The organism is Pseudomyxococcus flavus (assembly GCF_050038885.1).
Lineage (GTDB): Bacteria > Myxococcota > Myxococcia > Myxococcales > Myxococcaceae > Myxococcus > Myxococcus flavus.
Window position 1 is genome coordinate 8,737,563 of sequence record NZ_CP143624.1, and the last position, 12,968, is coordinate 8,750,530.

Consider the following 12,968-nt stretch of genomic DNA (forward strand, 5'->3'; position numbering starts at 1 on the left):
GGGAAGTCCAGGCTCGGCGGAGAAGCGCCCTTCGCTCAGGCATTCAGCGTCGCCGGCTGCCCCATCGCCTGGGCCCCCGGTGACATCCGGGCCGGCTGCGGTGCGGCCTCCGGAGGCGAGGAGTCCGCGTGCTCATTCGCGAGGTGCTCGGCACGGCCGATGCCCAGGAAGTCGCGACGGTAGATGCGGACCATCGCCATGAAGATGGAGGCGATGAGCGGCCCCACCAGCAGGCCCATCATCCCGAACACCGCCAGCCCGCCGAACATGGACAGGAAGACGAGCAGCGGATGCAGCGCCATGCGCGAGCCGCACAGCCGGGGCCGGATGACGTTGTCGATGCTGCCCACCAGGAAGGCGCCCCAGGCCAGGAGGAAGACGCCCTCGCTCACCTGGTCCGCGGCGATGAGCACCACGCCGATGGGTCCCCACACCAGGGCGGTGCCCCCCACCGGCACCAGCGCCACCAGCACCATGGCCGCGCCCCACACCCCGGCGTGCGGCACACCGGCGATGAGGAGCCCGACGAAGCCCACCGCGCCCTGGATGATGGCGGTGACGGTGTTGCCGTAGATGATGGCGTACGCGACGTCGGTGAACTCGCGCGAGAAGGCCTCGAAGTAGCGCCGGTCCAGCGGAATCAGGCGCATGACCTCGGACACCAGCCGCCGCCCGTCGAGGAAGAAGTAGTACATGGCGACGGACATCAGGAACATGTTGATGACCAGGTCCGTGCCCGCCGCCGCCACGTCTCGCAGCAGGGCCGCGCCGCCCGTCACGGCCGACATCAGCGCGCGCTCCGCCTCCACGCTGTCCGTGTCCAGGCGGAGGTAGCGGTCCAGCCCCAGCGGCAGGCTGGCCAGGAATGGCTGACGCAGGTGCTCCTGCTCGAGCAGCTGGTGCGCCTGGCTGACGAACTGGAGCACCTCACGCGCCACCATCCAGCCCACGAGCGCCAGCGGCGCCAGGATGAGGAGGAACACGGTGGCGGTGGACATCCCCGCGCTGAGAGACTTGCGGCCCCGCAGCTTGTCGCACAGGTAGTCCTGTACCGGCATGAACAACACGACCAGGAAGCCGCCCAGCAACACCGGCATCAAGAACGGCAGCAGAATCCTGGAGAAGAGAATCAGCGCCAGGGCAAAGAGCCCGGCGAAAACAAAGTTGGACCACCGCCTCGAGTCACCCACCGCCACACCCCACGCCGCCCTGAGAACCCGCCGAACGCCGCCCTTGCCCAACGTAGGAACCGGGCGTCCCACCGGGAAGTCCGGCTTCCGCCTCACGGAGAACCGACTCATGACTTCTGGACGTTTCCTCCGCTTCTGCGCCGGGTTGCTCACGCTCACCGCCTGGGGCTGCGGCAGCGGAGATACCGGCTGTACGGACTGCCCCGCGGTCGAGGGCCGCTACCCGATACAGCTCACGGGGAGCGCGGGCGTTCCCGCGGAGTGCGCCCTGCTGGGCGTGGAGCTGCCCGAGGGCGAGGTGCTGGAAATCGCGCGAACGGGCGACAGCCTCACCAGCGAGCTCGCGGGGGTCGCCCTCCGGGGAACCATCGGCTTCCAGGGGGCCTTCAATCTGACGGGGAGCGCCACCAACACCGGTGCGTCCGGGGGCGCCCGGACGGACACCCTGAACATCAACGGCAGCTACATCGCCCCGGTGACGGACGGTGGCACGGCGTCCATCTCCGGTGTCTTCACGGGCATGTACGCGCGCGGGTCCAATACGGGCGGCCAGCGCTGCACCGTGTCCAGTCCGTTCTCGGCGACCCGGGACTGAGGCCACGGGCCGCGCGAGAGCGGTGGCGCCTGCTACTTCTTCTTCGACTCGGCGGCGGCCTTGGCCTCGGCCTTGTTCTTCTTCGCCCGCTTCTTCCAGGCCTGCCGGATCTTCATCTGCACGCGACGGTGCTTGCTCTTGCTGCGGGCCATCTTTGACTCCTGTGCTCCGGTACGGAGACGTGAAAAGAGGGGCCTAACTATCAGAACCCGACGGGCTCCCGGAAGAGGAACCCTCGGTCCCCCCCGGCGCATCGGCCGTGTCGGGTGCCGGACGGGTGGGGTACGGGATGCCCTCGGCCCCTCGGACCTGGGTCGGGCGGGCGCTGGACACCGTCACCTCCCCCTCCCGGTCCTCGTCGCTGGGCCGCTCGCGGGCCGCCGGGGCGCTGGACTGCTGGGGGCGCTTCTTCACCGACGCGAAAATCGGCTTGTAGGCGTCCAGGAAGCGCCGGACCTCGTTCAGGGGCAGCGCCGGGCAGTGATTCCCGTTGGCCCCCGTCATGGATGACGCCATGCACATGGCGTTGAGGATGGCCTCCTCGGTGGCCTCCATGACGGCCTCGTAGAGGGGGTCCAGCCGCTGATCCAGGAGGATCTTCAGCTTGTAGACCATCTTCTGCGTGCGCCTGGGGATGATGTTGGCCGTGGAGAAGCCCACGACAATCTCGCCCGAGCCGTGCGCCGCGTAGCTGCCCACCCGGCCAATGCCCAGCGCCACGCGCTTGCAGAGGCGGTTGATTTGATGGCTCAGCAGCGGCGCGTCCGTGGCCACCACCGCGATGATGGAGCCATACGTCTGGCCGCGCTTGGGCGTGCCCTTGAACTTCTCCGCCAGCACCTCGCCCACGGGCAGGCCACCCACCCGCAGGTTGTGCATCTTCCCGAAGTTGGACATCACCAGGACGCCCAGCGTGTAGCCGCCCAGCACCTCCGGCAGCTTGCGTGACGACGTGCCGATGCCGCCCTTGAAGTCGCACGTCACCATGCCGGTGCCGCCGCCCACGTTGCCCTCGGCCACCGGACCGGAGGAGGCGTTGTTGATGGCCTCGAAGACGTGCTCCTCGCGCACGTGCCGTCCGGTGATGTCGTTGAGCCACGAGTCGTCACACTCCCCCACCACGGGGATGATGACGTCGTGCTCGTCGCCGATGCCGGGGTAGCGGTCCACCAGGTAGCGGGCGACGCCGTCCGACACGGCGCCCACCGCCATGGTGTTGGTGAGGAGGATGGGCGTCTCGATGAGGCCCCACTCCATGAGCTGCGTCATGCCGGAGACCTCGCCCGCGCCGTTGAGCACGAAGCCGCCTCCCGTCATGCGCTCCATGAAGATGTTCCCCTTGTTGGGGAGAATCGCGGTGACGCCCGTTCGCACCGGACCGTGGCCGGGCCGCAGCGGCCCGTCGCCCTGTATCAACGTGCTGTGCCCGACGAGCACGCCCTCCACGTCGGTGATGGCGTTCCACTTGCCGGGCTTGAAGCGCCCCAGCGGCAGGCCCAGCTCACGGGCTCGGACGCGCGGACCGTTCTCCTCGGGGATTTGCACCATAGAAGGGGGACACTAACCGACCATCCCCCACCGTCAACCACTCCACCGCGCGGTGCCTGGCCTCTTGGAGAGAGGCCACGGTACGCGGCGGATGGCGGGCCCGCTCCACGACAGGCCCGCCGTCCACACGAACCTGCCGCTACTGCACGCTGTCCGAGGCCGTGGCGGCCGGCGCCGTCTCGGGCGCGGCCTCCGGCGTCGCAGTGACGGGCTTCGCGTCCTCCGAGGGCCCCTTCGCGACGCAGGCGAAGGCGGACCCCGTCACGGTCGCCGTGGTCGTGGTGCCGCTGGCGCCGCCGAGCTGGGGCGCCGTGGTCTGCAGGTGCGTCGCGCCCAGCGCGGCCGCCTTGTTCTGCGCGTCATTCATGGCGTACTGCATCAGCTGATCGTTGCTGATGTAGCCGCCGCCGAACGCGCCGCCGCCCTGCCCGATGACCGTGCCCAGGAACTTGCAGCCGTCCACGTTCAGGTTCGGAGCGGCCACCACCCGGCTCCCCGCCGCGTTCAGCGAAGCGGTCGCGCATCCCGTCAGCAGCGCCACCGCCGCGAGCATCGTGATTCGAAACGACATCCGTCTGTTCCCCTCTTTGTCGCCGCCCTGATGGGCAGGCGTGTGTCAAGAATAGGATACAGGGACGGCACCGCTCAACCGGTGACTCGGTTGAGCGGGCCTGACGCGGGTTCCGGTTTGACTCAGGCCTTCGCGTCCACGCGTGGCGTGGGCTCCCCGGGCGCGGGGGCCGATGCGGCGGCCACCGCCGGCACGGGCTGGGTGGCCGTGGGCGTCCCCTCCTCCAGGGCCACGCTCTTGCGCAGCACGGAGGCGGAGTGCTCGCTGGCGGCGCGGCGCGCCTCCCGCTCCTTGTAGCGTCGGATGGCGGGGGCCATGATTTCGCCAATCAGGCCGCGGTAGTCCATGCCCGCGCCCTGGGCGATGAGGACCAGGTCGCTCCAGCCCGGCGTGAGGCCGGGCAGCGGGTTGCACTCGATGAAGTAGATGCGGCCCTTGTCGTCCATGCGGAAGTCGATGCGCGCCACGTCGCGGCATCCCAGCGCCATGAACGAGTTGCGCGCCGCCGTGCGCAGGCGCTCCAGCAGCGCGGGCTCCAGCCTGGCCGGCGCGTCGTAGCGGATGCGGTCCGTCCAGTCGAGCTTGTGCTGGAAGCTGTAGACGGGGTTCTTCTCCTCCTTGTCGAGGAAGACGATCTCCATGGGCGGCAGCACGCGCGGGCGCCGCTCGCCCAGCAGGCCCACGGTGAACTCGCGGCCGCGGATGTACTCCTCGATGAGCGCCGGCTGCTGGTACTTGCCGGCAATCTCCCTCACCACCTCGCGCAGCTCCGCCTCGGTGTGGCAGACGCTCTTGGTGACGACGCCCTTGGAGCTGCCCTCCGCCACCGGCTTCACGATGAGCGGGAAGGAGGTGAACTCCCTGTTGAGGCGCTCCTTGCCCGTCACCATCAACTGGAAGTTGGGCGTGAGGATGCCGGCCTGACGGACGATCTTCTTCGCCAGGCCCTTGTCCAGGGCGATGGACAGCGTCGCCGGGTCGGAGCCCGTGTACGGGATGTCCAGCAGCTCCAGCATCGCCGGGACCTGGCTCTCGCGGTTGCGGCCCTTGAAGCCCTCCGCGATGTTGAAGACGAGGTCCAGCGGCGTGCTCGCCAGCACCGTGGGCAGCTCGGCCGTCGCCTCCAGGTCGATGACCTCGTGGCCCCACGACGCAATCGCCTCGCGGATGGCCTGGAGCGTGTTCGGCGAGTCGTACTCGGCCTCGCTGTCCTCCACCGCCTCCGCCGTGGCCATGGGCTTCACGCGCTTCACGTTGAAGCTGAAGCCCACGCGCAGCGGACCGCTCTTGCGGGCGGGCTTGCCCTGCCGCCGCGAGGAGTCCTTGATTTTGTACCGCTTCGCCGCGCTCTGGATGATGGAGTTGATGACGCCATCCAGGTGCAGGCCGTCCAGCTCCGCCGACGCGTAGATGCCCGCGCCCGGCTCCAGGCTGGGCAGCGCGTTGAGCTCCAGGAAGTACGGCACGCCCGCGTCGCTGAGCCGGAAGTCGATGCGGCCCAGGTCGCGGCAGTCGAGCGCCTGGTAGATCTTCTGCGCCATCCGCCGGATGTCCTCGGCCGTGCGGGCCGGAATCTGCGCCGGCGCGCGCACGCTGACCGCGCTCTCCCGGGACGTCTTCAGGGCGTAGTCATAGATGGCGTACCTGCGACCCTCGGTGACGGCCGGGTCGATGATGTACTCCACCGGCGTGAGGACGCCGTCGTAGTCGTTGTCCACCGCCTCCAGGAAGGGCACCGTCAGGTCGCGGCCGGCGATGTACTCCTCCACCAGCACACCGGACGGGTACTTCTCCAGCGCGGCGGCCACCTTGACGCGCACCTCCTCCAGCGTCTCCGCGACGGAGTCCTGGGTGATGCCCTTGGACGAGCCCTCGAAGTTGGGCTTCACGATGACGGGGAAGCGCAGGTTCTCCGCCGAGAGCTCGCTGAGCTTCTCCACGTACTGCCAGCCAGGCGTGCGGATGCCCTGCTTGGACAGCACCAGCTTGGTGAGCTGCTTGTCGAGCGTCACCGCCAGCGCGTACGCGTCCGAGCCCGTGTACGGGAAGCCCAGTTCGTCGAAGAGGGCCGGATAGAAGGCCTCGCGGAAGCGCCCGCGGCGCCCCTCGGCGGTGTTGAAGATGAGGTCGGGGCTGTACGCCTCCAGCCGCGCCACGGTGCGCGAGGCCGGACCGCTGACCTCGAAGCGCTCCAGGCGGTGGCCGATGCGCTCGATGGCCGCGGCCAGCGCGTTGACCGTCTCCTGGGTGTCGAACTCCGCCTCTTCTTCCGAATCAGACAGCCTGAGGTTGTGGGTCAGCGCGATGCGCATGGGTACCCCCTTCGCTTCCTGAACGACGAGCGTCCGCGGCGCACCTTCGCCGCGGACATGAGCCTGCCGGGGGCGCGCTCATGCGCGACCGGCGTGCGAGCTGCAACGGTTACGCCCGCGACAACCTTCCCGTCGACCACCTGCGTCTGCGCCCAGGTATCACCCAGCCGCCAGCCCAGCGGATCCCTTAGCACGCGCCACGCTTCCACGCCGCCGATGACCAGGAGCCCCGCGGCGGCGGCCACCGGCCCATGCGGCGCGGGCATCATTCCCAGCAGCACGATGAGCGCCAGCGGCGCGTTGCGAAGGGTGCTGTCGCGGTGCCGCGCCGCCGAGCGCGTGGGCAGGTGCATCACCTTCACGCCGAAGATGCGCTTGCCCACGCTCTGACCCTGAATCATCCCGTCCGCCAGCAGCAGGAAGAGCAGCGCCACCACCGAGCCCGCCGCGCCGCACACCACGTACAGGCCCCAGGCCACCGCCACGTCCACCACGCGCGCGCCCGCGCGCAGCCACAGCGAGGCCTTGGGATAGGGAGAGCTGGGCTTGGCGTCCTCGGACACCAGCCGCAGGACGCGGCCCTCGTGCCGGGCCGACGCCATGAGCACCCGGCTTCGCGAGGTGCTCACTCCTCGGGCTCCAGCATGAGCCCTTCCTCACGCGGCTCCGGCTCGTCCAGCCCCGCCAGCCGGGCCAGCCGTTCGTGGGCGCTCAAAGGAGAGATGCGCGGCGCGGCCCACTCGGCATGCGTCTGCGCGTACTCGGCCGCGAGCGCGGCGGTGGGACTGCCCGTCTCCGACATCCGCAACAGCCGCCCGCGCGCCGCTTCCTCGTCGTGCTCGGCGGGGCTGCCCTCGCGCGTGAAGAGGATGAAGGCCATGGCCGGGCGCTTGGAGGACTCGCGCATCGCGAACTGGATGCCGTCGAGGTTCCAGCCCTTGGCCGTCCATTCGTTGAGGGTGCGCTCCAGGGCGCCCTCGTCCACGGTGGACAGCTCGACCACTTTGTACTGCAAGGGCCCTGGGGGGGTGACACGGGCCGCGCGACCGGCGCCGGCCCGCTTCTTCGCGGTGCGCCGGCGTTGGGGCGGGGGCTTCTGGGACTTTCGTCCAGGCCGCTTCTGGGTTGGCATCGTGCAGCGTCATTTGGACGCAACGCGCGCGGCGGATCAAGGGTCAACCCGCGGCGCGTGCGTCCGGCTGTTGCCTACAGGAGCTTCGCCGCCTCCAGGGCGTGGTAGGTGATGATGAGGTCGGACCCGGCGCGCTTCATGGACGTGAGCGTCTCCAGCATCACCCGCTCGTAGTCGATCCACCCGTTCAGGCCGGCGGCCTTGAGCATCGAATACTCGCCAGACACGTTGTAGGAGACGACGGGCAGGTCCCAGCGCTCGCGCACGGCGCGGATGACGTCCAGGTAGGCCAGCGCGGGCTTCACCATGACCATGTCCGCGCCCTCCTCCACGTCCAGGGCCACCTCCTTGAGGGCCTCGCGGATGTTGCCGGGGTCCATCTGGTAGCCCCGGCGGTCGCCGGAGGCCGGCGTGTTCTGGGCGGCCTCGCGGAACGGGCCGTAGTAGCCGGAAGCGAACTTCGCCGAGTAGGCCATGATGGGCAGCTCGCCGAAGCCCGATTCGTCCAGGGAGCGACGGATGGCGGCCACGCGCCCGTCCATCATGTCCGACGGGGCGATGATGTCCGCGCCCGCCTTCGCGCAGCTCACGGCCATCTTCGCCAGCAGGGGCAGCGTGGCATCATTGACGACGTGGCCTCCCTCCAGCACGCCGCAGTGGCCGTGGTCGGTGAACTCGCAGAGGCAGATATCGACCACGACCTGGAGGTCGGGCTCGGCCGCCTTGATTTCCCGGATGGCGCGCTGGACGATGCCGTCGTCCGCGTAGGCCTGGGTGCCGTGCGCGTCCTTGTGGTTGGGAATTCCGAACAGGAGGACGGCGGGCACGCCCAGCGCCCTGGCCTGACGGGCCTCGGCGACCACGTGCTCCAGCGAGAGGTTGAAGATGCCCGGCATGGAGGTGATGGGACGGCGCACGTCCCGGCCCTCCACGACGAACAGGGGGTAGATGAAGTCAGCCGGGTCGAGGCGCGTTTCACGCACCATGTCCCGCAGAGCGGGGTTGCGGCGGAGGCGGCGGGGGCGGTGGATGGGGTAGGCCATGACGGACGCCGGTATAAACCGGCGGCGCCGCCCCTTCATCGTTTCCGCCCCCCTGCCCGGCTGGTCAGCCTGCGACGAGCTTCCAGCTCCGCTGATGGTGCCGCTGCTCGCGCGCCTGCCGCTGGGCCTGGCGCTCGGCGATGCCCGCCTCGTGCAGGGCACGGGCGTAGCGCACGCGCGCCGCCTCCGTCCCCGCGGACAGGCCCTGCACGGCCGCCTCCAGTTCACGGCGGGCCTCCAGGAACTGCTGTTCCACGCGGTCCTCGTACGTCATGTCCGGCTCTCCTCGCGGTTGGGGTGTTCCGCCCGGAAGTGCACGGGCCGGACCGTGGAGCCCCAACGAGTTGCGAAGCCGCCAAGTCCCCGGAACGACGAGGTACCGCGGCGCGGCAGGCACGGCAGGCGTGCGAAGCGGCCTACCCATGGGCGCGAACACGGCGCCGCAGGGAGCCGCCACGGAGCCGCTCAGCCCGCCCGGACGACCGACCGGCATCCAGACGCAATCGGTGGAGGGCCGGGTCGTCTACAGTCGTGACCGTGACGAACCAGATGCCAGCCATCGAAGTGAGGGGACTGCGGAAGACGTACCATCGGACCTTCCGGAAGGGAGGCAACGAGGCCCTCCGGGGAATGGACCTCACGGTGCCGCAAGGAAGCGCGTTCGGCCTCATCGGCCCCAACGGCGCGGGCAAGACGACGTTCATCAAGAGCATCCTCGGCATCGTCCAGCCCACGGAGGGCACCGTGCGTGTGCTCGGCGGAACGCCAGAGGATCCGCGCATCCGCGCGCGCATCGGCTACCTGCCGGAGCGCCTCCACCTGCCAGGGACGTGGACGGCGCCGGCCTTCCTCGCGACGGTGGCCCGGCTCAAGGGCCTCCGGGCGGACCCCGCCTCGGGCATGCGCCTGCTGGAGCGGGTGGGCCTGGCGGATGCGGTGGGTCGGCGCATCGGCGGCTACTCGAAGGGCATGCGCCAGCGGCTGGGGCTGGCGGCGGCGCTGGTGGGGAACCCTGCCCTGCTGGTGCTGGATGAGCCCACGGACGGAATCGACCCCATGGGGCGCATGGAGGTGCGGCGCATCCTCCAGGACGAGGTGCAGCGCGGCACCACCCTCTTCCTCAACTCGCACCTGCTGGCGGAGACCGAGCGGGTGTGTGACCGGGTCGCCATCCTCGCGGGGGGGCGCGTGGTGCGCGAGGGCCGCCTGGAGGACCTGGCGCGCGGCGGGGCCCGGTGGCTGGTGCGCTTCGCCCCGGGTGCCAGCGCGGAGGCCCTGGCGGCGGCGGGCTTCCACCGGAGCGGCGCCGAGGGCCCGTTTCATGTCGAGGCCGCGGACCCGGCGGCGCTCAACGCGGCGCTGGACCGGGCGCGCGCGGCGGGGGCGCTGATGGTGGAGCTGCGGCGCGATGGAGCGGACCTGGAGTCGGTGCTGATGGGAACGGTGGAGGCCGCGGCGTGAGTCCAGTGCTGGGAATCGCGGGGTACGTGTTGCGCGAGGCGATGTCGCGCAAGTTCATCCTGGCATTCATCGTGGGCATCACGTTGGTGCTGACGGTGGTGGCGCTGAGCCTGCGCATCGATGTCGTGGACGGGGCGCTGGCGGCGTCGCGCCTGTTCGGCGAGGAGCTGCGCACGAGCATTCGCTCCGTGGACGTGGCGCTGCGGCCCGTCTATCAGGCAGCGGCCTTCCTGGTGTTCTACGGCGGCATCCTGTTCGGCATCGTCGCGTGCTCGGACTTCGCGCCGTCCCTGATGTCTCCGGGCCGCATCGAGCACCTGCTCGCCCTGCCCATCCAGCGCTGGCACCTGCTGGCCGGGACCTTCCTGGGCGTGATGACGCTGGCGCTGGGCGGGACGCTGTATGGGACGACGGGGCTGGTGCTCATCTTCGGCGTGAAGGCGGGGTACTGGACGACGGGGCCGCTCATCGCCGGGCTGCTGGCGTGCGTGGGCTTCGCGGCGGTGTACGCGGTGATGCTGACCACGGCGACGCTGGTGCGCAGCGCGGCGCTGTGCGCGGCGGCGGGCTTCGTGTCCCTGGTGGGCGGCATCATCGCGGGCTACCGGCAGGAGCTGACGCCCTTCTTCGAGGAGGGCCTCGGCCGCGACGCCTTCCGGGCGGTGACGCTGGCCCTGCCGCGGCTGTCCTCGCTGGCGGTCGCTGGGGGCGACATCGCGGCGTCCACGCCACTGGAAGTGCGGTCGCTGGGGTTGCTGCTGCTGGGCGTGCTGGTATTCGGCTTCGGAGCCCTGGCGGTGGGCTTCTGGCGCTTCGAAGGAAAGGACTACTGAGATGGACAACCGTGGACGCCGCAGGGTCTGGCTCGTGGCGGCGGCGATGTTGTTCGTGGTGGCCGCGGTGTTGATGTTCACCGGCCAGGGCGAGGAGCCCGCCATGGAGACGCCGAAGGTGGAGTTCCCCCGGCGGATGCGGGCACCGGAGCGCGAGCGCGCGGAGCGGCGGCGCACACACGTGCCCGTGGTGCAGGTGGACGCGGGCACGCCCGAGCGCAGCCGGCCCATGGACCCCGTGCTGGCGGCCCTGCCCCGGGGCGAAGGCAAGACGGCGGTGGTCATCGAGGCGAACGCGCTGAGGCACTCGCCCATTGGCGAGCTGCTGCTGGACTGCCTGATGCGCGACGGCGGCAAGCGGCTGGACGAGCTCCGGAAGCTCAGCGGCGTGGACCCGCTCCAGGACCTGGACCGGCTGGTCATCACCGATGAGGGGATGATGCTCTCGGGGAACTTCGGCAACGCGAAGTTCAAGGAGCTGCTGGGCGAGCGCGTGTCCATGGACTACGGCGAGGGCGCCCGGGTGTACGAGCCCGGCGACATGACGGTGACCCGGCCGGATGGGAGCACCGTGCGCGGGCGGAGCGAGGCGGCGATCGCGACGTGGAACAACCAGCTGCTGGTGATTGGCAAGTCGCCGGATGAGGTGAAGGCGGTGGTGGACCGGGTGGAGGGCCGCGGCCCGGACGAGCCACCCGCCATCTCCGAGGGCAGCACCTATGGCGAGATGTACGGCGTGCTGTCGGTGGAGCAGCTCGCGCGCATGTTGCCGCAGGAGCAGGCGGAGCTGGCCCAGCGCATCCGTGACGTCGCGCAGAACGTGGAGCTGCACGTGGACGCGAGCGGCGACGTGGCCATGGTGGCCGAGGTCCGCGGCAAGAATGACGACGAGGTGACGGACCTGGGCAAGACGCTTGGCGCCGCGCTGAGCATGGCGCGCATCAAGGCGCAGGCGGAGGGCGACAAGGACCTGGCGCAGCTGCTCGACTTCGCGCGTGTCCAGCCGGACGGCTCGTCGTTCAAGCTGGAGATGGCCGTGCCGCTGGACGTCATCCAGCAGCGGCTGGCCTTCTGCAAGGAGGAGCGGAACGCCGCGGAGGCAGCGAAGCAGCAGTAGCCCCTCCCCTCTCGGCGGTGCGCCTGGCCGAACCGCCTGCCTCCTCGGGCGTCAACGGCAGCGCGCACGCCGTGCGCACGAGGAGCGACGTGCCCTGCCCGTCCGCCATGCGGATAACGCGCTTGCTGAGGGCCGAGGGGGCCAGCCCCAGCTTGCCGCTCGCCCTGGCGATACTTCCGCTGCCGGCCGCCGCCGCGGAGTCGATCGGCTCGCCCGCCCGGTCGTCCACCCGGTCACCTTTGAGGCTCCTTCAAAGGCGTTCTGACCCTCCGGAGATTCCATCTCAACGGGCCCGTCACTACATGACGCGGGAGCTCCCTGGCCCGAAAGCCGCAGCCCGCTGGAGAAGACATGGACTTGCAACTCGACGGAAAGACCGCGCTCGTGACGGGCGGCACCGCTGGAATCGGCCTGGCCATCTCGGCACGGCTGGCCGCTGAAGGGGCCCAGGTCGTCATTCCCGGGCGCTCCCGGGAGAAGCTCGACGCGGCGGTCGCCCATATCGAGCGGGCCCACCCTGGCGTCTCCAAGCGCGTGCGGACGGTGCAGGCGAACCCGGCCAACGCGGAGGGCGCTGCGCTCCTCGCTCGCGAGCTCCCGGACGTGGACATCCTGGTCAACAACCTGGGCATCTACGAATCCAAGCCGTTCACCGACATCAGCGACGAGGACTGGCGCAAGTACTTCGAGGTGAACGTCCTGAGCGGCGCGCGACTGTCGCGTCAGTACCTGCCGGGAATGCTGAAGCGGAACTGGGGGCGCATCATCTTCATCGCCAGTGACTCCGGGCTCGTCATCCCGCCCGACATGATTCACTACGGCATGACGAAGACCGCCCAGCTCTCGATCTCCCGGGGCCTGGCGGCGACGACGAAGGGCACCCGCGTCACCGTCAACGCCGTGCTGCCGGGGACGACGCGCTCCGAGGGCATCGAGGACTTCTTCAAGAGTGTGGCGAAGGACCCGAACGCGCCCATGGCCGAAATCGAGGCCGAGTTCTTCCGGAACGAGCGGCCCACGTCGCTGATCCAGCGCGTCATCGAAGCCGAGGAGATCGCATCACTCGTAGCCTTTGTCGCGAGCCCCCTGTCGTCCGCCACCAACGGCGCCGCGCTCCGAGCCGACGGGGGCATCGTGCCGACCATCGCGTGAGCCGGCATGCGCCG

General features: G+C 70.1%; 15 protein-coding genes. 5 read left to right on the forward strand and 10 right to left on the reverse strand.

The genetic code is table 11. The annotated features are described in order from the left end of the window. Nucleotides 1-35 precede the first annotated feature (35 nt). Entirely contained in the window at nt 36-1,190 is a 1,155-nt protein-coding gene (locus tag VZL07_RS36145; protein WP_426752498.1) for an AI-2E family transporter, read from the reverse strand. A 109-nt stretch (nt 1,191-1,299) separates the two neighbouring features. Between VZL07_RS36145 and VZL07_RS36150 the strand changes: the two genes are divergently transcribed. Further along, nucleotides 1,300-1,785 (forward strand): hypothetical protein, encoded by a 486-nt coding sequence (locus tag VZL07_RS36150; RefSeq protein ID WP_426752499.1) that lies wholly within the window; start codon nt 1,300-1,302, stop codon nt 1,783-1,785. Between the two features lie 32 nt (nt 1,786-1,817). Here the strand turns inward: VZL07_RS36150 and VZL07_RS36155 are convergent, their stop codons facing one another. The 8 genes from VZL07_RS36155 to VZL07_RS36190 all read right to left on the reverse strand — a co-directional run bounded on the left by VZL07_RS36155 (nt 1,818) and on the right by VZL07_RS36190 (nt 8,665). Continuing rightward, nucleotides 1,818-1,937 (reverse strand): aminopeptidase, encoded by a 120-nt coding sequence (locus tag VZL07_RS36155; protein ID WP_426752500.1) that lies wholly within the window; start codon nt 1,935-1,937, stop codon nt 1,818-1,820. A 43-nt stretch (nt 1,938-1,980) separates the two neighbouring features. Beyond that, a complete protein-coding gene (locus tag VZL07_RS36160; protein WP_426752501.1) occupies nt 1,981-3,333 on the reverse strand; it encodes a P1 family peptidase in 1,353 nt (450 codons plus the stop codon). A 139-nt stretch (nt 3,334-3,472) separates the two neighbouring features. Then, on the reverse strand, nt 3,473-3,904 hold the full coding sequence (locus tag VZL07_RS36165; RefSeq protein WP_426752502.1) for a DUF4156 domain-containing protein: 432 nt from the start codon (nt 3,902-3,904) through the stop codon (nt 3,473-3,475). A 122-nt stretch (nt 3,905-4,026) separates the two neighbouring features. After that, nucleotides 4,027-6,216 (reverse strand): D-alanine--D-alanine ligase family protein, encoded by a 2,190-nt coding sequence (locus VZL07_RS36170; RefSeq protein WP_426752503.1) that lies wholly within the window; start codon nt 6,214-6,216, stop codon nt 4,027-4,029. Next, nucleotides 6,201-6,845, reverse strand: coding sequence for an RDD family protein (locus tag VZL07_RS36175; protein WP_426752504.1), 645 nt, complete (start codon nt 6,843-6,845; stop codon nt 6,201-6,203). Before VZL07_RS36175 ends, VZL07_RS36170 begins: the two co-directional genes overlap by 16 nt. Then, entirely contained in the window at nt 6,842-7,231 is a 390-nt protein-coding gene (locus tag VZL07_RS36180) for a hypothetical protein (protein WP_426752505.1), read from the reverse strand. The genes VZL07_RS36175 and VZL07_RS36180 overlap by 4 nt, the downstream gene beginning before the upstream one ends. A 191-nt stretch (nt 7,232-7,422) precedes the next feature. After that, nucleotides 7,423-8,391 carry a porphobilinogen synthase gene (gene hemB, locus VZL07_RS36185; protein WP_426752506.1) on the reverse strand — a complete coding sequence of 323 codons (969 nt, stop codon included), beginning with the start codon at nt 8,389-8,391 and terminating at the stop codon, nt 7,423-7,425. 64 nt (nt 8,392-8,455) lie between these two features. Beyond that, a complete protein-coding gene (locus VZL07_RS36190) occupies nt 8,456-8,665 on the reverse strand; it encodes a hypothetical protein (RefSeq protein WP_426752507.1) in 210 nt (69 codons plus the stop codon). Between the two features lie 275 nt (nt 8,666-8,940). Between VZL07_RS36190 and VZL07_RS36195 the strand changes: the two genes are divergently transcribed. The 3 genes from VZL07_RS36195 to VZL07_RS36205 are packed head-to-tail and all read left to right on the forward strand — an operon-like array spanning nt 8,941 to nt 11,802. Continuing rightward, entirely contained in the window at nt 8,941-9,852 is a 912-nt protein-coding gene (locus VZL07_RS36195) for an ABC transporter ATP-binding protein (protein ID WP_426757445.1), read from the forward strand. After that, a complete protein-coding gene (locus tag VZL07_RS36200; RefSeq protein WP_426752508.1) occupies nt 9,849-10,685 on the forward strand; it encodes an ABC transporter permease subunit in 837 nt (278 codons plus the stop codon). Before VZL07_RS36195 ends, VZL07_RS36200 begins: the two co-directional genes overlap by 4 nt. 1 nt (nt 10,686) lies before the next feature. Then, complete coding sequence (locus tag VZL07_RS36205; RefSeq protein WP_426752509.1) at nt 10,687-11,802, forward strand: hypothetical protein; 1,116 nt, start codon at nt 10,687-10,689, stop codon at nt 11,800-11,802. Here the strand turns inward: VZL07_RS36205 and VZL07_RS36210 are convergent. Then, on the reverse strand, nt 11,735-12,031 hold the full coding sequence (locus VZL07_RS36210) for a LysR family transcriptional regulator (protein WP_426752510.1): 297 nt from the start codon (nt 12,029-12,031) through the stop codon (nt 11,735-11,737). The genes VZL07_RS36205 and VZL07_RS36210 overlap by 68 nt on opposite strands. A gap of 122 nt (nt 12,032-12,153) precedes the next feature. Here VZL07_RS36210 and VZL07_RS36215 point away from each other — a divergent pair, with 122 nt between their 5' ends. After that, complete coding sequence (locus VZL07_RS36215; RefSeq protein ID WP_426752511.1) at nt 12,154-12,954, forward strand: SDR family NAD(P)-dependent oxidoreductase; 801 nt, start codon at nt 12,154-12,156, stop codon at nt 12,952-12,954. Nucleotides 12,955-12,968: the final 14 nt, after the last annotated feature.